The organism is Rhizobium sp. S163, from assembly GCF_030380805.1.
GTDB lineage: Bacteria > Pseudomonadota > Alphaproteobacteria > Rhizobiales > Rhizobiaceae > Rhizobium.
This window is the reverse complement of record NZ_JAUDSA010000019.1, coordinates 187,919-208,272: the sequence shown is the minus strand read 5'-3', so window position 1 is coordinate 208,272 and position 20,354 is coordinate 187,919. Positions and strand designations below refer to the sequence as shown.

Below are 20,354 nucleotides of genomic sequence, written 5' to 3'. Positions count from 1 at the left end.
GTGGAAGCGCAGCAATGTGTGAAGCTTACCGTTACTAATAGCTCGATCGGCTTAATTGTTCTCATTGCTTATGCTCATCAAACAGATGACGCCAAGGCGTGTTCAAGACTAAAAAGAAGGCTCTGCCTTCACCAGCTTCTCAAANGGGGCGGCTGCACCCGTTCCCATTCCGAACACGGCCGTGAAACGCCCCTGCGCCTATGGTACTTCGTCTTAAGACGCGGGAGAGTCGGTCGCTGCCAGGTCTGCTAAACGCAACATAAAATCTTCTCATCATGAAACTTCGGCCCAGCCGAAAACATCGGGCCGCGCAAGCGGCCTTTTGCTTTTGAGGGCCGAACATACAGAATGAAACTTCGACGCACCTCAGCTATAATGGTGCGTCCCTTACAGGAACAAAACCCATTGGGTTTTGCTCCGGCAGTAGCGTAAACCGCTTCGCAGTTTACGCACCGTGACAAAACCCAAAGGGTTTTGCACTTGGCGCGGGGTGGAGCAGCCCGGTAGCTCGTCAGGCTCATAACCTGAAGGCCGCAGGTTCAAATCCTGCCCCCGCAACCAAATCTTTCCCAGAACCTCAACGTTATCGATGGCGGGAAGACTTCATCTTCGCTTGTGCATGTAGTTCGTCGTCATCAGGACCATAACCTGAAGGCCGCAGGTTCAAATCCTGCCCCCGCAACGAATCTTCCTTTCCCAAAAGCAAACACTACAGACTTTACCGACCTATCTTAGGGCGCCGGTTTTCGCGGATCTGCAGCAGGATGCTGCGGCCGGCTGCCAGCAGTTCCATCAGGAAGGCAATGAGCGAGAGCATCAGGGCGACGATGGCGCTGCCGAAGAACCAGACGAGGTTCAGCGGGCGGATGCGGATGGCCAGCGCGCCGGATAACAAATTGAGGATCGCGCAGCAGGTGCAGATGCCGGCGATGACGCCGAGGATGACGGCGATTTCGAGCACCAGCGTGCGCCGTCGCAGATAGATCAGTTGCCGCTCTCGCTTATCGTCGGGCTCATTCTTCTCGACAACCTCGTTCAGCCGGTCGGAGACGCGCCCGAGGCGGGTGGCGTAGATGCCGACGAAGGCCGCCGTGCCCGCCAGCAGAAAGACCGGCGCCAGCGAGGTCTGGATGATCCCGGCATAGTCGATGACGATTGTCGGGGTGTCCATCGGCGTCTCCTCGCAAGCCTCATGCCCATCGGCGCGATACTCTTGACAGGCCTTTCATGGCGCAAGGATCGCTGAGATGGTCGGCTGAGACTAACGCTGACGACCCCGGCAGGGCAAGCCGCAACCTGGTTGCCGAAGCCCGGTTGTCGGCGGCGGAGGGCGGAGGTTGGTGCAGTGCGCGGGGTAGGGCGGAGCGCGGAATCCAGAGAAGCAGTTCAAGCGCATCGTGGACGCCAGCGCTGGTCGCGACGCGACGGCTTGAGCGGCGCGGAAGCCTGTGGCTTGAATCGCTTGGCCGGCATCACTGGATGGCATCAGCTAGCTCGTGCCGATTGGCTGATTTCACCTGGCTGGTATCACAGGGCTGTTCTCATTGCGGCTTCAGATCATAGGCCTGATGGGCGGCGCGGAGATCCGCGAGCGTCTTGCCGACGCAATTGCCGCCGCCTTCGCCGCCGACGACTGCCTTGGCCTGGCCGTCGAGCGAGATGGTGCCGGCGATTCGATCGGATGCGACGTAGGTGGCGAGGCCTGCGTCGGTGACCCTGGAGAGGTAGAAGATGTGGGTCGTATCCTTCTGCTGGCAGTGGATGACGATTGGGAAGCTCTTCAAGGGATCATCGGCGGCGTAAGCCGCGGCTGTGCCGGCGAGGTAGGGCAGGGCGATCATCGCGGCCGCTATCGGCAATGCCTGACCGAGGCGTCGGGCGGAACGTCGAAGCGCAACATCTGTCATCGAGATCTCCTGTTTTTCCGGTGCGATATCGTTTGCGATTTGTCGTGGTGCGTTCACCAAACCTACAGCGCGAGTGCCGCAAGCGCGTCCCTGTCCATCAGTTGCACGCGCCGCTGCAGCTTGCCCTTGAGGCGGATGATGTGCCTCTCGCGCAGCTTGGTGAAGGAGCGGGCCACGGTTTCGATGGTCAGGCCGAGATAGTCGGCGACGTCGCTGCGGCACATCATCAGGTCGAATTCGCTCTCGCCGGGGTGGCGTTCGGCCATCTCCTCGATGAAGACGGCGACGCGCTTCAAGGCGCTCTGCTCGATCATCGCCAGCTGCCGCGACTGCGCCTTCGCCAGATTGGCGAGCGCGATGTTGAGCAGGCTGCCCGTGGGGGTGCTGTTTGCTGTCGTCGCGAAAGGGCGGATCCTTGCCTCGCAGACGGCCTCGGCGAAGTCGGCACGGCAGTCGCCCTGTTCGAGGCCAAACCAATCGCCTTTGGCGCAGAAGGACAAGATATGCCGGTGCCCGTCAGGCATCAGCCGGTAGATCCTGATCGCGCCGGCTTCCACCTGATAGAAGGCGAGCACCTTCTGGCCCTCGCTATAGACGATCTGGTCCTGTTTCAGCCTGATCGTCTGGTCGGCTTGGGCCGCAGGCTCGAAGGCGCGCGGGCGCGTGGGGACTTGGATAGGCTCCTGTCGCAGATCGTGAACATGCAACATCGTATCTCCCTCCATTCCCCACAGAATAGGCAAATCGGGTGGCGCGGCACATTCGAAATTCCCCTTACGTAGTGCTACGGAAGCTCTCTTCGCGCGCGGGGTGTATAACCGCCCAAGGAGAAAATCCCAGCCCCACAGAGCGACCGGGTCTTTCCGCAGGAGGGATCGATGGCAGCGAGCGACGGCGAGAACCGCGACGCCGAACAGAACCGTGCCGAGATCATCGACCAGCTCGAGCGGATCTTGAAAAGTCGCGAGTTCCAGGCACCTGATCGCGGCCGTCGTTTTCTGCGCTATATCGTCGAAGAGGCGGTCGATGGTCGAGCCGAGCGGCTGACCGCCTATAATATCGCGCAGGCGGTGTTTGGTCGCGGCGCGGATTTCGATGCGCAAAGCGATCCTGTCGTCAGGATCGAGGCCGGCCGCATCCGGCGGGCGCTGGAGCGCTATTACCTCGTCTGCGGAAGCGGCGATCCCGTGCATATCACCATTCCAAAGGGGCATTACGCGCCGCGCTTCGAGCGGCGGGCCGTGGCAGAGGGGGCGGTGAACGGACCGGCCACAGCTCCCGGCGACGTGAGCGGTGCGGCGCGGCCGGGGCGGAGTGGGCGCAAGCTTGGCTATCGCGATCTTCTGCTGCCGGTCGGCGTTCCCGCCATCTTCGCGGCGCTTGCCATGCTGGCACTCATTCGTCCGCTCGAGGAGTATCTTGCGCCGGCGCCCAACCGACCAGCGGCGGCGCAGGACCAGGTGGGCGGTGTGCGCGTTATCGTCGAGCCACTCGCCGTCCTCGGCGCCCCCTCGGGCGGCGCGGAGATTGCCAGGGGGCTCAACGATCAGATCATCTCGCAGTTGACGAAGCTCGATGGTGTCGTGGTCATGACGCCCGCCAGTTCTTCTCCCGCGGACGCGGCGGGGAACGCGGTGTTTGCGTTGCAGGGAAATGTCACCTTCGAGGACGATGCGCTGCATGTGCAGCTGCGGTTGATCCGCAGCGCCGACGGACGGGTGATATGGGCGAAGCGGTTCGATCACGACACGACCGGCCAGAACGTCTTCGATCTGCAGGACGCGATCGGGACGCGGGTCGTCAAGGACATCGCGGCAGTCAGCGAAATCAAGGATGCGTCGCAGCGGCGCTAGCAATATCCGGTTGGCCGATCACGCTTTTTCGGTTCACTTTGGGCCGTTTGCGTTCGAGCGCTCACCGCTGAGGCCGGCCATCTCGTTGCCGACGCCCACCGCGCGCAGTCCGGTCAGCATGCGCTCCAGATCTTCCGGGCGCTGCAGACGCCGGGATACTTCCTCGCGGACGTTCTTCATCATCTCGGGCGCGTGGGCGTTCAGCCAGTCTCTCAGTTGCGCGGCTTCTTCCGTCTTGCCCTCCGCTCCAAGGATGGAAAGCAGAACCAGGCGGTGCATCGGGTTGTATTCCAGGTCAGACATACGCGACCAAAGCTCGGCGGCCTGCAGGTCCCCGCGCATGAAGGCGCAGAGCGCCATGCCCACTTCGTAATATCCCTTGGGGCCGGCATCCTTGTTGACGGCGCGGGAGACGAGCTCGCAGCCGGATTGCCATTTTCCGGACATCGCCAGCCGCAGCCCGTATTCACCTGCGACCTCGGTATCGTTGGCATTGGCGGCATAGGCGGCGGCGCCGAGTTTCAGCGCCTTGTCGATATCGTTGGTGAAGAAGCTCACCAGCATCGCCGCCTGCAGCGCGCGGGTATTGTTTGGAGCGATTGTCGTTGCGCGCTCGGCTGCTTTCGTCGCCAGCGTCATGGTCTCGGGTGATGGCTGCGCGCCGAGCTTGTAGCGGAACCTGATTTCATCGAGATAGACGAGCGACAGCAGCGCCCAGGAGGTGGCGTTATCAGGAAAGCGCTCGGTTGCGCGAAGGAGGCAATCGCGGGCGGCGGCATGGCTCTTTGCATCCATTCCCCGGCGATAGCTGTAATAGGCGAGCGTACAGTCGTAGGCGCCGCCCATTTCGCTCAAGGACGGTTCGGCGATCTTGTCGGTATCGGTGACGAAGATCGCGCCGTAGGGCTGGGCGACGGACACCGCGATATCCTGTCCGATATCGGCCTGGATCTGCAGGATGCTCTTGGCGCCAAGATCGGCGTCGTAATTGTTCGCCCAGATGACAGCGGCATCCGACCGCCGGATCAGCCTCGAGATCGAGCGCAGCCTGTTGCCGTCGCGCTGAACGCTGCCCTGCAAGGCAAAGCCGTGCAGGTTTCCGTCCTTGGCCCTCGATGGGTCGGCGACGACGATGATGTCGTCGAAGGTTGCGAGCTGGCCGATGATCTCGTCCCTCAACCCCTGGGCGATATCGGCGGTGGCGCCTTCTTCTCCATCCGATTGGAAGTTTTCGACGACGATCATCGGGCTGGAGGTTTCGGCGACCGGGGATTGATGCGTTCCGGCCCGGCCATTCAGCAAACCCGTCGGCCAAAGGAAGTAACCGGCTGTCGCGGCGATCAGGAGTGTTGCGCCAACGGCAAGCGCGGCGAACGCTCTTGTATCTCGCCTCGTGCGATCGGCTGGTGCGCGTGTCGTCGCGGGCTCGGAACGAGGCGCCGGAGCGGCGGATGGATGCGATGGCTCGGCATAATCGAAATGCGGGACGTAGCCGCCCTTGGGTATGGTGATCACGATCGGATCGGACTGCCCGGCGACGAGATAATAGCGCTCGAGGCCACGGCGAATGCGGCCAGCTTCTATCCTGACGACGGGGTCGTTCTGTGCGTCGAACGAACTTTGTCTGCCGAAGATTTCATTGGCGATGGTGAAGGCCTTGAGGAACTGGGCGCGTCCCTCCAGGGTCTCGGTGACCACGAAGCGCAGGAACTTCCGGCCACGCTCGGGCGAGTGAAACTCGTCGCTGGCGAGAACACGCTCGAGTTGCTGGAGGATATCGTCCGGTTTAGGTCCTGGTTCGCCCGAAAACTCGACCTTTGCGCTACTCATGATGCCCCTCCGACACGATCACGCAATCATCTTTAGTCCCTACTAATAGAGCATATCCCATATCCATGTGTGGTTTCAATGGCTTTGTCGAACGCAGCTTAAAGTAGCCTGACCGGTACCGCTGGTAGAGCCGGGCCGCGAGGTGCTGCGGGTTGCGGCATGCCGCCTGACGTCAAGACCATGCGCAGCAGTTCCGCCAAGTTGCGCGCCTCCATTTTCGCCATGACGTTGGCGCGATGCACCTCGACCGTGCGGGCGCTGATGCCGAGGTTGAAGGCGATCATCTTGTTCTGCAGACCATCAAGAACAGCGGCCAGAACTTGGTGTTCCCGGTCTGTCAGTTGCCGCATCCTGTTGGCAACGGTTTCGATATCGACAGGCGTCGGCGTGGGAGGCGCCCGGCGCGATGTGGCCTGGTTTATCGCGGCTATCAGCGCCTGGTCCTCGAACGGCTTCTTGATGAAATCGGCCGCACCCGCCTTCATCGCCTGCACGGCCGTCTCCACGTCTCCATCGCCGCCGACGATGATCGTGGGGATGTTCGCATTCAGCGCATTCAGCCGCTCCAGCAGCTGCAGCCCGTCCGTGCAGGACATGCGCGTGACCTTGACGAGGCAAGCCCTGCCGGAGACGGGCAACTGATCCAGAAACGCAGAAGCGCTCTCATAGGCACGAACCGCGAAGCCCGAGGATATCAGCAGGAACGTCAGGGATCGCCGCGGTATCTCCTGGTCGTCGACGAGGTGCACGGTCAGGTCATTCGCCATCGAGTAAACTCTCCCTCAAATGCAACGAAAGGGTTAGAGCGCGGTTGCCCAATCCACCCTCTACCTAACTGTATATTACCACTACACCGCGCTCTTCAGGCGTAGCATCGCGTAACATCTGTGGTAGCCGACACGTTGAAAACATTGATGTTGGACGTTTCAAGCGCCCGCATGCGTTGATCCGGCTCAATGCCTCCTTTCCTCGAGCGGCCTATTATCGCGGGACTTTCCCCAATTCGCGCCCCCAATTCTCGATGGAGCCCCTACGATGAGAAAGCTGGTTCTTGCGACAGGCATTGCGATCGCCGCCGTCATGGTGGCACCTGTCGGTGCGCAGCAGGATCGCAAGGAATATCGCCGCATGAACTGGGCCGAAAACCTGCCCGATGCGGTGAAGGCCTATCACGGCAAGCGGTTCTCGGTCGTCAGCTATCGCACGGCGATCGAAACCGGCGCGCTGCATCAGCCGGGCAAGCCGGATGAGGTGAAAGCCGTTCGGGCGGCGGCGCGCTCCAACAAGTGGCTGGTCGAACAGCTGAAGGCGAAGAAGCTGACGCCCGACGATATCGAGTGGGTCACGCGGGCGCGCAACGGCAACCTCGTCTTCTACGTGGAATGACCGCGGCCGTCGCGATGGCCCTCTGACCAGCAATACCGCTCCGCGCATTGCTTGCGATCAATGACACGGCCGAACCCGTCCCGTTAGGCTGATCTCATCCGTGGGTAGCAGGGCGATCGCTATCCCAGGCAGCTTGGAGGAGAGCGCGATGCGCGGTTTTGGGGTTCATTCGGAAGTCGGGAAGCTCAGAACGGTGATGGTCTGCCGACCGTCGCTCGCCCATCAGCGGCTGACGCCGGGCAATTGCCACGATCTTCTCTTCGACGACGTGCTCTGGGTCCACGAGGCGCAGAAGGATCATTACGACTTCGTGCTGAAGATGCAGGAGCGCGGCGTCGAGGTTCTCGAACTGCACGACATGCTGGCGCAGACGCTCGCCGACAAGCCGGCGCGCGATTTCGTGCTCGATCGCCGCATCACGCCGAATGTGCTCGGCTCGCAGATCGCCGAGGCGGTGCGGCCCTGGCTCGACGAGATGCCGGCGACACAGCTCGCGGCCTTCATGATCGGCGGCATCGCCATCTCCGACCTGCCTGACGTCAAGGCAAAGACGCTGATGCTGAGCGCGCTGTCGGAGACCGAGTTCGTCATTCCGCCCATCCCGAACACGCTCTTCCAGCGCGATCCCTCCTGCTGGATCTATAATGGCGTGACCTGCAATCCGATGTTCTGGCCGGCGCGGCAGCCCGAGACGCTGATCCAGCGCGCGGTCTACAAGTTTCATCCGACGTTCCGCGACGGCGATTTCAAGATCTGGTGGGGTGACAGCGACGAGGATTTCGCCAATGCCTCGATCGAGGGCGGCGACGTCATGCCGATCGGAAACGGCACCGTACTGATCGGCATGGGCGAGCGCACCACCTATCAGGCGGTCGGCCAGGTCGCGCGCGCGCTGTTCAAGAACAAGGCGGTCACCAGGGTCATCGGCTGCCTGATGCCGAAGAGCCGGGCGGCGATGCACCTCGACACGGTCTTCAGCTTCTGCGACCGCGATGTGGTGACGCTGTTTGCCGAAGTCGTCGATCAGATCCGCTGCTACAGCATGGTGCAGACGGATGACGACGGCAATTTCGACATTCATCCGGAGACGGAGCCGATGCTCGATATCGTCGCCAAGGCGCTCGGTGTCGGCAAGCTCAGGGTCGTGGAAACAGGCGGGAACGCCTACCAGGCCGAGCGCGAGCAATGGGACGACGGCAACAACGTCGTCGCTTTAGAGCCCGGCGTCGTGGTCGGCTACGACCGCAACACCTACACCAACACGCTTCTTCGCAAGGCAGGCATCGAGGTCATTACCGTTCGCGGTTCCGAACTCGGCCGCGGCCGTGGCGGCGGGCACTGCATGACGTGCCCGATCTGGCGCGACCCCGCCTATTGACAACAGACATCCTGAAACAGCCCTACGGAGCAAGACCATGAGCTTCAATCTGCGCAACCGTTCGCTTCTGACCGTGCAGGATTATACGCCGCGCGAATTCCGCTACCTTCTGGACCTCGCGCGCGATCTCAAACGGGCCAAATATGCCCGCACCGAGCAGCAGCACCTGAAGGGCAAGGAGATCTGCCTGATCTTCGAAAAGACCTCGACGCGCACGCGATGTGCCTTCGAGGTCGCCTGCTCGGACCAGGGGGCGAATGTTACCTATCTCGATCCGTCCGGCTCGCAGATCGGCCACAAAGAATCCTTCAAGGACACGGCGCGCGTGCTTGGCCGCATGTATGATGCGATCGAATATCGCGGTTCGGCGCAGCATGGGGTGGAGACGCTGGCGCGTTATGCCGGCGTGCCCGTCTATAACGGCCTGACGGATGAGTATCATCCGACCCAGATGATCGCCGACGTCATGACCATGCGCGAGCATGCCGACAAGCCGATCGCCGATATCAAATACGCCTATATCGGCGACACGCGCTCAAACATGGGCCATTCGTTGCTGATCGTCGGCTGCCTTATGGGCATGGATGTCCGGATATGCGGACCGAAATCGCTGTGGCCGGCCGAGGAATACATCAAGATCGCGAGGGAATTGCAGGAGCGATCCGGCGCGCGGCTTCTGATCACCGACGATCCCAAGGAGGCGGTCAAGGGCGTCGATTTCATCCACACGGATGTCTGGGTGTCGATGGGCGAGCCGAAGGACGTCTGGCGCGAGCGCATCAAGCTGTTGACGCCTTATCAGGTCAACGAAGAACTGATGAAGGCGAGCGGCAATCCGCAGACCAAATTCATGCACTGCCTGCCGGCCTTCCACGATACCGAGACGACACTGGGCAAGCAGATCGCCGAGGATTACGGCATGAGCAATGGCCTGGAAGTCACCGGCGAAGTGTTCGAATCCGAGGCCAATGTCGCCTTCGAGCAGGCGGAAAACCGGCTGCACACGATCAAGGCGCTGCTTGTCGCGACATTGGGAGACTAGGATGCGGATCGTCATCGCGCTTGGCGGCAACGCTCTTCTCCGACGCGGGGAAGCGATGACCGCGGATGTCCAGAGACGCAATACGCGGGTGGCGGCCGAGGCGATCGCGCCGCTGGCCGCCGAGCATCAGCTGATCATCACCCATGGCAACGGGCCGCAGGTCGGCTTGCTTGCGCTGCAGGGCGCTGCCTACAAGCCGGATGAAGCCTATCCGCTCGACGTGCTCGGCGCCGAGACGGAGGGGATGATCGGCTACATGCTGGAACAGGAGCTCGGCAATGTGCTGCCCTTCGAGCAGCCGCTGGCGACGCTGCTCACCATGGTCGAGGTCGATGCCGACGATCCAGGCTTCACGAACCCAACCAAGTTCGTTGGCCCTGTTTACGAGAAGGCGGATGCCGATCGCATCCGTTCGGAAAAGAACTGGGTGTTCAAGCAGGATGGCGACAAGTGGCGCAGGGTCGTTGCATCGCCCCTTCCCAAGCGCATCTTCGAGATCCGGCCGGTGCGGTGGCTGCTCGATCAGCGCACCATCGTCATCTGCGCCGGCGGCGGCGGGATACCGACCATGTATGAGAAGGGCAAGGAGCGTCACCTGGTTGGCGTCGAAGCGGTCATCGACAAGGATCTCTGCTCGGAATTGTTGGCGCGGGAGATTGGCGCCGATTTGCTGATCATGGCGACCGACGCGCCGGCCGTCTGCCTCGATTGGGGCAAGCCGTCGCAAAAGGCGATCCACAAGGCCCGCCCTGGCGACATGAAGCAGTTCGATTTTCCGGCCGGTTCCATGGGGCCGAAGGTCGATGCCGCATGTCATTTCGCCGAGACGACGGGCAAGGCGGCGGCGATCGGCTCACTCGCGGATATTGCCGGCATGGTTCGGGGCGAGCTCGGCACGATCATCGATGGCTGCTTCGGTGGGCTCAGCTGGCACGGGTGAACGGGCGGACCGGAGGAGGCAATGATCAGAGAGAGGCAGCGGGGCGTATCGGCGCCCCGTTTTGCGTTTCAACGCTTTGAGTGCGTGCGACCTCGCCGTTTCGCCTTTGCCAGACATAGACAGGAATGCCGAGCATCAGGAGCACCATGCCATAGAGCACCGGCTCGGCGCCCGAGCCATAGAGCGTGAACATGGCGAACAGGAAGGCGATCAATTCGATGACGGTGACGCGGGGCGTCTTTTGCCCGTTGCTCAGCCGCGAGGCGACAAGGGTGCCGGCGAGCGCGCAGAAGGCATAGGGGACGACTGCCGTCATCGTGCTCAGCCCCACCATCAGCCGATAGACCGCCGCGAAGCTATCGGAGCCGACCGCCTGGACGAGGACGAGCAGGGTCGCGAAGGTGGCCGAGACCACCATGCCGATGGCAGGCACGCCACGGCTGGAGAGGCGGGCAAAGAGCGGTGGGAACAGGCCGTCGCGGGCTGCCGCCATCGGCACCTGACCCATCAGCAGCGTCCAGCCGTTGAGCGCGCCGATCGAGGAGATCACCACCGCGATCGAGATCGCCAGTTCGCCGCCACGCCCCCACATCAGCTCCGCCGCTTCCGAGAAGGGGGCGACGGAGTGGATGAGTTGCGGGCGCGGCACGACACCCATCACGACGACGGTGCCGAGGACATAAAGAGCCGCGGCGATGGAGATACCGAGCACGGTCGAACGGGGGATTGTTCGGCGCGCGTCTCGGACATCGCCAGCGGGAACAGTGGCCGATTCCAGACCCAGATAGGCAAACATGGTCAGCGGCGCCAGGGCCGCGAAGGATTGCAGCAGCGACTGGCCGCTGGGGTTGAATTCGGCGAAATGCGAGGTGTCGATATAGAGGAGACCGATGATGGCGACGGCGCCGAAGGGGATGAGCTTGGCATAGGTCGTCACCTGCGCGAAGAGCCCGGCCGCGTGGACGCCGCGCAGGTTGACGAGCACGATCGTCCAGATGACGCCGAGCGTCAGGATGGTTGCGGTGAGCCGGTTGCCGAGCGCGGGGAAGAGATCGATCATCACGCCGGTAAAGGCGATGGCGATGACGGGAAGCGACGACCAGATCGAGATCCAGTAGCCCCAGGCAATGAGGAAGCCGGCGAAATCGCCATAGCCAAGCCGTGTATAGGCATAAGGGCCACCAACGGCCGGGACCATGCCGGCAAGCCGCGCGAAGGTGAGACCAAGGCAGATCGCGCCGGCGCCCATGATCATCCACACCAGGATCGCCAGATTGCCATAGGGCGCGACGGCGGCCGGCGAAAGATAGAAGCCGGACCCGACCATGTTGCCGACGACGATGGCGGTACAGGCGGCGAGCCCGAGGCTTTTGCCGTTCTGCGAGGTCGTCATGAAATCCCTCCCGAAGATCGGTTCACCGCTGTGGACGATAGCCCCGGCACGGCCCGGGATGGCGTCCCGGCTTGTGCGGCCACGGGCATCCTCTTCCCAATCCGCAAGGCTCGCAATCCGGATCAATGCGTAGTAAGCCGCCACGCCTGAAGCCTTCACCATTTGTGTGAACGCGCTAAAATGAGATGGGCAGCCAAGCGGAGACAAGGATGCGGAACGAGCAGCGCTTTTTGACCATATCGATCGTGGCGACCGTCGTGGTGGCGGCTCTCGGCATCGTCTTCGGCATCATCTCGGGCTCATTTTCCATCGCCTTCGACGGCGTCTATTCGCTGGCCGATGCGGCAATGACCGGGCTTGCGCTCTGGGTGTCGAGCCTCATCGTGCGGTCGGCGGAGAACAATGCCAAGTCCGGCCGCATCCGCAATCGCTTCACCATGGGCTTCTGGCATCTGGAGCCGATCGTGCTTTTGCTCAATGGCTGCCTGCTGATGACGGTCGCCGTCTACGCGCTGATCAATGCCGTCATCAGCGTCATCAATGGCGGGCATGAGCTGCATTTCGGCGCCGCGATCGTCTATTCCGGCGCCACGCTTGTCGTCTGCGTGGTCATGGCGTCGATCGGCATTGCGTTGAACCGCAGCCTGAAGTCCGATTTCATCGCGCTCGATATCAAGGCCTGGATCATGTCCGGCGGTATCGCGTTTGCGTTGCTTGTCGCCTTCGTGATCGGTCTTGCGGTGCTGCCGACGCCGATGGCCTGGATCGCCCGATATGTCGACCCCGTGGTGCTCGGCCTCGTCTGCCTTGTCATGATCCCGCTGCCGATCGGCACGATCTTGAAAGCGCTGAGCGAGGTGCTCTTGATCGCGCCCGTCGATCTGCAGGAGCATGTCGACCAGGTGGCGTCGGAGACCGTTCAGCGCCTTGGCTTCCTCTCCTATCGCGCCTATGTCGCGCGCGTCGGAAGGGCGACGGAGGTCGAGCTCTATTTCATCGTCCCCGAGGGGCTGCCCGCCAAGACGATCGAGGAATGGGACGCGCTGCGCGATGATATCGGAGACCGGATCGGCGGCGAGGGGGCCAATCGCTGGCTGACCATCGCCTTTACCGCCGATGCTGAATGGGCCGAATAGGCATCGTTTCTCCTCGCGCTATGCTTTTGCCTTCACGTTGACTGCAATCAACGACGGTCCGCAACCTGCCGTGTACCATCCGCCCAATCTGAGACGCACACAGCGGCATGACAGCCGCTGTCCAAACTTGGGTTCTGGAGGGGCGCATGGAATTCCACAAGTCATTTCCGATCGCAGTCGTCGACGAGGATTTCGACGGCAAGAGCGCTGCCGGCCGCGGGATGCGCGATCTGGCGGCCGCCATCGAGGCGGAGGGCTTTCGTGTCGTCTCCGGCGTCACCTATGAGGATGCGCGGCGGCTGGTGCATATCTTCAACACCGAGTCCGCCTGGCTGGTTTCCGTCGATGGGACGGAGGACAAGGCGTCGCGCTGGCAGGTGCTGGAGGAGGTTCTGAGCGCCAAGCGCCGCAAGAACGACCGGCTTCCGATCTTTCTGTTCGGCGACGACACGACGGCCGAAGACGTTCCGGCCAGCGTGCTGCGCCACGCCAACGCCTTCCTGCGGCTCTTTGAGGATTCCGCCGAGTTCATGGCGCGCGCCATCGTGCAGGCGGCGCGCAACTATCTCGACCGGCTGCCGCCACCGATGTTCAAGGCGCTGATGGATTACACGCTGGAGGGAGCGTATTCTTGGCATACGCCGGGCCACGGCGGCGGCGTCGCCTTCCGCAAAAGCCCGGTCGGGCAGCTCTTCTACACCTTTTTCGGCGAGAACACGTTGCGGTCGGACATTTCTGTGTCGGTCGGCAGCGTCGGATCGCTCCTCGATCACGTCGGGCCGATTGCCGAGGGAGAGCGCAACGCGGCGCGTATCTTCGGCACGGATGAGACGCTGTTCGTCGTCGGCGGTACCTCGACTGCCAACAAGATCATTTGGCACGGAATGGTCGGGCGCGGCGATCTGGTGCTTTGCGACCGCAACTGCCACAAGTCGATCCTGCATTCGCTGATCATGACCGGCGCGACGCCGATCTATCTCATTCCGTCGCGCAACGGGCTCGGCATCATCGGGCCGATCTCCAAGGATCAGTTCACGCCCGAGGCGATCGCAAAGAAGATTGCGGCCAGCCCGTTTGCCGGTGAGACCAGCGGCAAGGTGCGGCTGATGGTGATCACCAACTCCACCTATGACGGCCTCTGCTACAATGTCGACGCCATCAAGGTGTCGCTGAAGGATTCCGTCGAGGTGCTGCACTTCGACGAGGCATGGTACGCTTACGCGAACTTCCACGAGTTCTACGACGGCTTCCACGGCATTTCCTCGACGCAGCCGGCGCGCTCGCAGAACGCCATCACCTTCGCCACCCATTCGACGCACAAGCTTCTCGCCGCCTTCTCGCAGGCGTCAATGATCCATATCCAGCATGCCGAAAACAAGAAGCTCGACGTCACGCGCTTCAACGAAGCCTTCATGATGCACACGTCGACCTCGCCGCAATACGGCATCATCGCGTCGTGCGATGTCGCCGCGGCGATGATGGAGCAGCCGGCCGGTCGCGCGCTGGTGCAGGAGATGATCGACGAGGCGATTAGCTTCCGCCGGGCGATGAACGCGGTACGCGGTCAGATGGGGCAGAGCTGGTGGTTCGACGTATGGGAGCCCACGATCGCCGAGGAGACGCCGAGCGATACGCATGCGGAATGGGTACTGAAGCCGGGCGATGCCTGGCACGGCTTTACCGGGCTTGCCGAAAACCACGTGATGGTCGATCCGATCAAGGTCACCATCCTGTCGCCGGGGCTCTCGGCGGATGGCACGATGCAGGAGCACGGGATACCGGCGGCCGTGATCACCAAGTTCCTCTCCTCGCGGCGGATCGAGATCGAGAAGACCGGGCTTTACTCCTTCCTCGTGCTGTTTTCGATGGGGATCACGCGCGGCAAGTGGAGCACGCTTGTCACCGAGCTCATCAACTTCAAGGATCTCTACGACAGCAACGCCCCACTGACACGCGCGCTGCCGGCGCTGGCCGCCGCTCATCCCGAGGCTTATGGGACCATGGGCCTGCGCGATCTCTGCGAGCAGATCCACGCCATCTACCGCAAGGACGATGTGCCGAAGGCGCAGCGCGAGATGTACACGGTGCTGCCCGAGATGGCGCTGCGGCCGGCCGATGCCTACGATCATCTCGTCAAGGGCCGGATCGAGAGCGTCGAGATCGACAAGCTGATGAACCGCATCCTGGCGGTGATGATCGTTCCCTATCCGCCGGGTATTCCGCTGATCATGCCCGGCGAGCGGATCACCGAAACGACGAAGTCCATTCAGGATTACCTGCTCTACGCGCGCGATTTCGACCGCAAGTTCCCGGGCTTCGAGACCGATATTCACGGCCTGCGCTTCGAGGCCGGCAGCAACGGGCGCCGCTACCTCGTCGATTGCGTGGCGGAGGGAGCGGTCCAATGATCCCGCGCGACGTGAAATCCCCGACGGTTGCGATACCGTTCAACAAGATGCTGAAGATCGTCGCTGTCGTCGATCGCGACAACCACCAAGTGCACGAGCTGCTGGCGCAGCTCGCCGCCGACAATTTCGAGGTCGAGCTTCGCGATGACTACACGGCCGACGTTTCGGAAGACGCCTCGGTGGGCGCCTATATCGGCTCCGTGGAAGGCGGGTTGCTTCCCTACGCGCGCGGCTTTCTCCGCTCGTTGCGCGAGGCAGGCTTCCGTACGCCGGTCTGGGCGATGGCGGATACGCTCAGTATCTCGGACATGGATGTGGTCGAGATGGCGGGCGAGGTGGATGGCTTCGTCTATCTTGGCCAGCAGACGCCGGCATTCTACGCCAAGCAGATCGTTTCCAGCCTGATCAACTACGGCAAATCGCTGCTGCCGCCGTTTTTCGGGGGCATGATGGCCTATGACGGCGAGGCCAATATCGCCTTCGATTGTCCTGGCCACCAGGGCGGGCAGTTCTATCGCAAATCGCCCGCAGGCCAGCTGTTCTTCAAGTATTTCGGCGAGAGCATCTTCCGCAACGATCTGTGCAATGCAGACGTCGATCTCGGTGATCTCCTGATTCACGAAGGCCCGGCCGTCGAGGCGCAGAAGCAGGCGGCGCGGATATTCGGGGCGGATCGCACCTATTTCATCCTGAACGGGACCAGCACCTCCAACAAGGTGGTGACCAATGCGGTGCTGCGCGCCGGCGATCTCGTGCTGTTCGATCGGAACAATCACAAGTCGCTGCACCAGGGCGCGCTCGTGCAGGCCGGCGCGATCCCGATCTATCTGCCGACGGCGCGCAATTCCTTCGGCATGATCGGCGCCGTCGATTGGGCGGCGTGGGACGAGGGCTGGCTGCGCCAGCAGATCGCGGCCCATCCGCTTCTTTTAGACAAGAGCCGGGCCAATGCCGAGCGGCCCTTCCGGCTCGCCTGCATCCAGCTCGCCACCTATGACGGCACGATCTACAATGTCCGCCAGGTGATGGAGAAGATCGGCCATCTCTGCGACTACGTGCTCTGGGACGAGGCGTGGATCGGCTACAACGCCTTCCATCCGCTGTTCGAGGGCCATAGCCCGATGCGGCTCAAGGACCTCAAGCCCGACATGCCCGGCTTGTTTTCGACGCAGTCGGTGCACAAGCAGGGGGCGGGCTTCTCGCAGGCATCGCAGATCCACAAGCGCGACGAGCATATCAGCGACCAGCGCCGCTTCATCGAGCACAAGCGTTTCAATGAATCGCTGCTGATGCATGTCTCGACATCGCCCTTCTACCCGCTGTTCGCCTCGCTCGACGTCAATGCGAAGGTGCATGAGGGCAAGGCCGGCGAGATGCTTTGGGATCGCTGCATCGGTCTCGGCATCGAGGTGCGCAAGAAGCTGCGCGGCTTCGTCCAGCACTACGAGAGCAAGGCGACAAGCGCCGAGGAGCAATGGTTCTTCGACCCCTTCGTGCCGGACAAGATCTCCGTCACGGGTTCGAAACATACCGGCGACCTCACGGGCATAAGGTGGGAGGACGTGCCGACCGATGTCCTGAAGCGCGAACAGCAGTGCTGGCGGTTCGATCCGGAGGCGACATGGCACGGCTATGGAGGCTATGCGCCTGGCTACACGATGGTCGATCCCAACAAGCTGACGCTTCTGACGCCTGGTATCGACCGGAAGACGGGCGAATATCGCGAGTTCGGCATCCCGGCGACCGTCGTTGCCAACTATCTGCGCGAGCAGCGCGTCGTGCCGGAGAAGTGCGATCTGAACAGCCTGCTCTTCCTGCTGACGCCGGCCGAAGACGAGAGCAAGCTCAACACGCTGGTCGCCAAGCTGGTGAAGTTCAAGAACCTGTGGGATCGCGACGCGCCGCTGCAGGATGTGCTGCCGACGGTCTTCGCCGCCAATCGCGAGCGTTATCAGGGCTACACGGTGCGGCAGGTCTGCAAGGAGATGCACAGCTTCTATCGCTCTGCCGGCGTCAAGGAGCTGCAGCGCCTGTGCTTCCGCTCCGAGAGCTTTCCGGAGCCGGCGATCTCGTCGAAGCAGGCCTACGAGGCGCTGGTCGCCAACAATGTCGACTACGTGCCGCTGTCGGAAGCCGCCGGGCGCATTTCGGCGACGCTGGCGCTGATCTATCCGCCCGGCATCGGCGTGATCGTGCCCGGAGAGCGCTGGGACAACAGGGCGCGGCCGATGCGCGATTATTTCCTGGCCTTCGAGGAGTCCTTCAACCGCTTCCCGGGCTTCAACTACGAAGTCCAGGGCGTGTTCCAGGAACGGATCGATGGGCGCATCAAGTTCCACACATATGTCGTGCGCGAGTAGGGCGAGGGGAGTGTCATCATGACCGATCACACAATGCATGCTGCGGCCGATACCACGGCCAAGAAGAAGATGAACCTGATGCAGCTGACCTTCATCGTTGCCGTCAACATGATGGGGTCCGGGATCATCATGCTGCCGGCGAACATGGCGCAGGTCGGCGCCATCTCGCTGCTCTCCTGGATCGTTACCGCGCTCGGCTCGATGGCGATTGCTTACGGTTTCGCGCAGGCCGGACTGTTCAACCAGCGGCCCGGCGGCATGTCTGCCTATGCCGAGGATGCCTACGGCAAGGATGGCTATTTCCTCGTCTTCTTCCTGTATTTCCTGTCGCTGGCGATCGGCAATGTCGCGATCGGCATCTCGGCGGTGGGCTATCTCGCCGGCTTCTTTCCGGTGCTGACCTCGACGCCGGTCATGACCTGTGTCGCGCTGATCGCTCTCCTTTGGGTCACCACGGCTGCCAATTTCGGCGGCCCGCGCATCACCGGGCGGATCGGGTCGATCACCGTGTGGGGCGTCATCATCCCTGTCGGATTGCTCTCGATCATCGGCTGGTTCTGGTTCAGCTCGAGCACGTTCGGTGCCGCCTGGAACCCGAAGGGGCTGACGCTGGCGCAGGGGATGGGATCGAGCATCTCGCTGACGCTTTGGGCGTTCCTCGGCATGGAGTCCGCGGCACAGAACTCCGATGCCGTCGAGAATCCGAAACGTGACGTGCCGCTTGCCTGCATGTTCGGCACGCTCGGCGCCGCCGTCATCTACATCCTGTCGACGACTGTGATCCAGGGTATCGTCCCGAATGCCGATCTTGCGGCGTCGACCGGTCCCTTCGCGCTTGCCTATGCGACCATGTTCAATCCGACGATCGGCTCGATCATCATGGCGCTCGCGGTGCTTGCCTGCGTCGGGTCGCTGCTCGGCTGGCAGTTCACCATCGCGCAGACGGCGCGCACGGCGGCGCAGGAGCGGATGTTCCCGGCGATCTTCTCGCGCGTGAACCAGATGGGGGCGCCGGTCCAGGGCATGATCATCCTTGGCGTCGTGCAGACTGGGCTTGCCCTGATGACGATCTCGCCGACGCTCAACGAGCAGTTTTCCGCGCTCGTCAACCTCGCGGTGGTCACCAACGTGCTGCCCTACATCGTGGCGCTTTCGGCCCTCTTCGTGATGATGAAGAAGGCGGGGGTGCCGCCGGCCAAGTACCGGCTGAACTCCATCATCGCCACGCTCGGCATGCTCTACAGCGTGTTCGCGATCTACGCTTCCGGCAAGGACGCGGTGCTTGGCGGGATGCTGGTCACGGGTATCAGCTTCATCATCTACGGCCGGATCGCGCCGCGCTTTGCCAGCGGCCTGAACCGTGTCGCGGCGGCAGAATAGTTCCGGGGAGGATGTGTCATGCAACAGAAAAAGCGCTTGAAGACATTGCTGACCGCGTCGATCCTCGCCGGCGCGGCCGCCTCCATGGCGCTGTCGTCCGCCGAGGCGCAGACGCTCGATCGCATCAAGACAAGCGGCTCGCTGAAGCTCGGCTATGAGCCGGATGCCCGGCCGTTCTCGTTCAAGACCGAGCAGGCGGCACCCGGCGGCTACGCGGTCGCGTTGTGCGGCAAGATCGCCGATAGCCTGAAGACGGCGCTGAACCTGCCGCAGCTGAATGTCGAATGGGTGCCGCTGACGGACAAGGGACGGGAGCCGGCGATAAAGGACGGGACGGTGGATCTCGTCTGCGGGGCGGAGCCGATCACGCTCACGCGTCGCGCCGAAGTGTCCTTCTCGCTGCCGATCTTTCCGAGCGGCACGGGCGCGGTCCTGAGCAAGAGCGCGCCATTGGCGCTGACCGAGGTGCTGGCCTATGGCCAACCCACCAGCCGGCCGATCTGGCGCGGCTCTCCTGCTCGCACCATCCTCGAGCACAAGACTTTCTCTTCGATCGCGGGCACGACCAGCGAGCGCTGGCTGGCCGACCGCATCAAGACCTTCCAGCTGGCGGCGACATCGGTGCCGGTGGAAAGCTATGCGATCGGTATCGAACGCGTTGTCGACGGCAGTTCGGCAGCACTCTTCGGCGACATGCCGCTCCTTATGGATGCGGCTGCCCGCAGCGACAATGCCGGCAATCTCGTGGTGCTGAGGCGGCATTTCACCTATGAACCGCTGGGGCTGGAACTGGCGCGCGGTGACGAAGACTTCCGTCTCGCCGTCGATCGCGCGCTCAGCCAGACTTACGCCTCGGCCGACTTCGTGGACCTCTTCACGACATGGTTCGGCGTGCCCGACGAGGCCATCGTCACCTTCTTCCGGCAGACCGCGCTGCCGGAGTAAACCTTATGCCGGCCCGCATCATCATGGCTGTTTGTCGATAAAAAGCGATATTTGTTGCATCGCGGAACAATCCGACACCCTCAGGGATTCGTACAAGGAGTAGCGAATGCGGAGGTGAGCCATGAACCGGGAGCGCGGACGGAGGAGGCTGATGCTCAGACTGCCGGATCTCCGGCATGTGCTGTCTGGCGTGCCCACGGAAGCGCTCGGTGAAATGTTCGAGTCCTACGCACTCGCTGCAGACGCACTCGACCGGTTTCGTAGCGAGAAGCCGCTGCAGGAAAGTTTGATCGCAGAGTATTCCGAACTTTGTCATGAGATCGAGCAGGAGGTTATCCTCTATTGCTCCGGCGGGCTAAGATCTCAGGGGTGAGATCGTTCGGCCACCGTGCGTCC

17 protein-coding genes, 2 tRNA genes and 1 rRNA gene are annotated in these 20,354 nt (G+C 62.4%); 14 read left to right on the top strand and 6 right to left on the bottom strand.

The features are described 5' to 3' along the window. The first annotated feature begins 130 nt into the window (after positions 1-130). From rrf to QTL96_RS22595, 3 genes are all read left to right on the top strand, one after another. A 5S ribosomal RNA gene (gene rrf, locus QTL96_RS22605) occupies positions 131-245 on the top strand. Positions 246-484: 239 nt separating this feature from the next. Beyond that, positions 485-561, top strand: a tRNA-Met gene (locus QTL96_RS22600). A gap of 31 nt (positions 562-592) precedes the next feature. Further along, positions 593-681: transfer RNA gene (locus QTL96_RS22595), tRNA-Leu, on the top strand. Positions 682-718: 37 nt separating this feature from the next. Here QTL96_RS22595 and QTL96_RS22590 read toward each other — a convergent pair. The 3 genes from QTL96_RS22590 to QTL96_RS22580 form a co-directional block, all read right to left on the bottom strand. After that, positions 719-1,171 carry a DUF2721 domain-containing protein gene (locus QTL96_RS22590; RefSeq protein ID WP_289729280.1) on the bottom strand — a complete coding sequence of 151 codons (453 nt, stop codon included), beginning with the start codon at positions 1,169-1,171 and terminating at the stop codon, positions 719-721. 370 nt (positions 1,172-1,541) lie between these two features. Further along, the gene (locus tag QTL96_RS22585) at positions 1,542-1,841 is read right to left on the bottom strand and encodes a hypothetical protein (protein WP_289729292.1); all 300 of its coding nucleotides are present in this window, start codon (positions 1,839-1,841) and stop codon (positions 1,542-1,544) included. Positions 1,842-1,969: 128 nt separating this feature from the next. Continuing rightward, positions 1,970-2,617, bottom strand: coding sequence for a helix-turn-helix domain-containing protein (locus QTL96_RS22580; RefSeq protein ID WP_289729279.1), 648 nt, complete (start codon positions 2,615-2,617; stop codon positions 1,970-1,972). Positions 2,618-2,785: 168 nt separating this feature from the next. Between QTL96_RS22580 and QTL96_RS22575 the strand changes: the two genes are divergently transcribed. Further along, positions 2,786-3,760 carry a hypothetical protein gene (locus QTL96_RS22575; RefSeq protein WP_289729278.1) on the top strand — a complete coding sequence of 325 codons (975 nt, stop codon included), beginning with the start codon at positions 2,786-2,788 and terminating at the stop codon, positions 3,758-3,760. Positions 3,761-3,793: 33 nt separating this feature from the next. Here the strand turns inward: QTL96_RS22575 and QTL96_RS22570 are convergent, their stop codons facing one another. Both QTL96_RS22570 and QTL96_RS22565 read right to left on the bottom strand, forming a co-directional pair. After that, on the bottom strand, positions 3,794-5,590 hold the full coding sequence (locus QTL96_RS22570; protein WP_289729277.1) for a hypothetical protein: 1,797 nt from the start codon (positions 5,588-5,590) through the stop codon (positions 3,794-3,796). 98 nt (positions 5,591-5,688) lie between these two features. After that, positions 5,689-6,357, bottom strand: coding sequence for a LuxR C-terminal-related transcriptional regulator (locus QTL96_RS22565; protein WP_289729276.1), 669 nt, complete (start codon positions 6,355-6,357; stop codon positions 5,689-5,691). A 268-nt stretch (positions 6,358-6,625) separates the two neighbouring features. Here QTL96_RS22565 and QTL96_RS22560 point away from each other — a divergent pair, with 268 nt between their 5' ends. From QTL96_RS22560 to arcC, 4 genes are all read left to right on the top strand, one after another. Further along, complete coding sequence (locus tag QTL96_RS22560; RefSeq protein WP_289729275.1) at positions 6,626-6,976, top strand: hypothetical protein; 351 nt, start codon at positions 6,626-6,628, stop codon at positions 6,974-6,976. A gap of 148 nt (positions 6,977-7,124) precedes the next feature. Then, positions 7,125-8,354: an arginine deiminase gene (arcA, locus tag QTL96_RS22555; RefSeq protein ID WP_047514065.1), complete on the top strand. Its 1,230-nt coding sequence runs from the start codon at positions 7,125-7,127 to the stop codon at positions 8,352-8,354. 37 nt (positions 8,355-8,391) lie between these two features. Then, complete coding sequence (locus tag QTL96_RS22550) at positions 8,392-9,396, top strand: ornithine carbamoyltransferase (RefSeq protein ID WP_113199426.1); 1,005 nt, start codon at positions 8,392-8,394, stop codon at positions 9,394-9,396. Between the two features lies 1 nt (position 9,397). Further along, on the top strand, positions 9,398-10,336 hold the full coding sequence (gene arcC, locus QTL96_RS22545) for a carbamate kinase (RefSeq protein WP_289729274.1): 939 nt from the start codon (positions 9,398-9,400) through the stop codon (positions 10,334-10,336). A gap of 25 nt (positions 10,337-10,361) precedes the next feature. Here arcC and QTL96_RS22540 read toward each other — a convergent pair whose 3' ends face one another. Beyond that, positions 10,362-11,729 carry an amino acid permease gene (locus QTL96_RS22540; protein WP_289729273.1) on the bottom strand — a complete coding sequence of 456 codons (1,368 nt, stop codon included), beginning with the start codon at positions 11,727-11,729 and terminating at the stop codon, positions 10,362-10,364. Between the two features lie 209 nt (positions 11,730-11,938). On the opposite strand from QTL96_RS22540, the gene QTL96_RS22535 reads away from it, so the two are divergent. The 6 genes from QTL96_RS22535 (at position 11,939) to QTL96_RS22510 (ending at position 20,331) form a co-directional block, all read left to right on the top strand. Beyond that, positions 11,939-12,865, top strand: a complete 927-nt coding sequence (locus tag QTL96_RS22535; protein ID WP_209191438.1) for a cation transporter — start codon at positions 11,939-11,941, stop codon at positions 12,863-12,865. Between the two features lie 146 nt (positions 12,866-13,011). Next, positions 13,012-15,273, top strand: coding sequence for an arginine/lysine/ornithine decarboxylase (locus tag QTL96_RS22530; RefSeq protein WP_289729272.1), 2,262 nt, complete (start codon positions 13,012-13,014; stop codon positions 15,271-15,273). After that, positions 15,270-17,633: an ornithine decarboxylase gene (speC, locus tag QTL96_RS22525; RefSeq protein WP_289729271.1), complete on the top strand. Its 2,364-nt coding sequence runs from the start codon at positions 15,270-15,272 to the stop codon at positions 17,631-17,633. Before QTL96_RS22530 ends, speC begins: the two co-directional genes overlap by 4 nt. Before the next feature lie 18 nt (positions 17,634-17,651). Next, positions 17,652-19,013, top strand: a complete 1,362-nt coding sequence (gene potE, locus QTL96_RS22520; RefSeq protein ID WP_289729270.1) for a putrescine-ornithine antiporter — start codon at positions 17,652-17,654, stop codon at positions 19,011-19,013. Between the two features lie 18 nt (positions 19,014-19,031). Beyond that, the gene (locus QTL96_RS22515; protein WP_289729269.1) at positions 19,032-19,958 is read left to right on the top strand and encodes an amino acid ABC transporter substrate-binding protein; all 927 of its coding nucleotides are present in this window, start codon (positions 19,032-19,034) and stop codon (positions 19,956-19,958) included. A 121-nt stretch (positions 19,959-20,079) separates the two neighbouring features. Further along, positions 20,080-20,331 (top strand): hypothetical protein, encoded by a 252-nt coding sequence (locus QTL96_RS22510; protein ID WP_289729268.1) that lies wholly within the window; start codon positions 20,080-20,082, stop codon positions 20,329-20,331. Positions 20,332-20,354 lie beyond the last annotated feature (23 nt).

Bases quoted from the DNA above. Each gene is read 5' to 3' on its own strand.
- QTL96_RS22570 (WP_289729277.1), bottom strand. From the start codon at position 5,590: ATGAGTAGCGCAAAGGTCGAGTTTTCGGGCGAACCAGGACCTAAACCG.
- QTL96_RS22510 (WP_289729268.1), top strand. From the start codon at position 20,080: ATGAACCGGGAGCGCGGACGGAGGAGGCTGATGCTCAGACTGCCGGAT.
- QTL96_RS22540 (WP_289729273.1), bottom strand. From the start codon at position 11,729: ATGACGACCTCGCAGAACGGCAAAAGCCTCGGGCTCGCCGCCTGTACC.
- QTL96_RS22575 (WP_289729278.1), top strand. From the start codon at position 2,786: ATGGCAGCGAGCGACGGCGAGAACCGCGACGCCGAACAGAACCGTGCC.
- QTL96_RS22550 (WP_113199426.1), top strand. From the start codon at position 8,392: ATGAGCTTCAATCTGCGCAACCGTTCGCTTCTGACCGTGCAGGATTAT.
- QTL96_RS22590 (WP_289729280.1), bottom strand. From the start codon at position 1,171: ATGGACACCCCGACAATCGTCATCGACTATGCCGGGATCATCCAGACC.
- QTL96_RS22565 (WP_289729276.1), bottom strand. From the start codon at position 6,357: ATGGCGAATGACCTGACCGTGCACCTCGTCGACGACCAGGAGATACCG.
- QTL96_RS22515 (WP_289729269.1), top strand. From the start codon at position 19,032: ATGCAACAGAAAAAGCGCTTGAAGACATTGCTGACCGCGTCGATCCTC.
- arcA (WP_047514065.1), top strand. From the start codon at position 7,125: ATGCGCGGTTTTGGGGTTCATTCGGAAGTCGGGAAGCTCAGAACGGTG.
- speC (WP_289729271.1), top strand. From the start codon at position 15,270: ATGATCCCGCGCGACGTGAAATCCCCGACGGTTGCGATACCGTTCAAC.
- QTL96_RS22560 (WP_289729275.1), top strand. From the start codon at position 6,626: ATGAGAAAGCTGGTTCTTGCGACAGGCATTGCGATCGCCGCCGTCATG.
- QTL96_RS22530 (WP_289729272.1), top strand. From the start codon at position 13,012: ATGGAATTCCACAAGTCATTTCCGATCGCAGTCGTCGACGAGGATTTC.
- potE (WP_289729270.1), top strand. From the start codon at position 17,652: ATGACCGATCACACAATGCATGCTGCGGCCGATACCACGGCCAAGAAG.
- QTL96_RS22580 (WP_289729279.1), bottom strand. From the start codon at position 2,617: ATGTTGCATGTTCACGATCTGCGACAGGAGCCTATCCAAGTCCCCACG.
- arcC (WP_289729274.1), top strand. From the start codon at position 9,398: ATGCGGATCGTCATCGCGCTTGGCGGCAACGCTCTTCTCCGACGCGGG.
- QTL96_RS22535 (WP_209191438.1), top strand. From the start codon at position 11,939: ATGCGGAACGAGCAGCGCTTTTTGACCATATCGATCGTGGCGACCGTC.
- QTL96_RS22585 (WP_289729292.1), bottom strand. From the start codon at position 1,841: ATGATCGCCCTGCCCTACCTCGCCGGCACAGCCGCGGCTTACGCCGCC.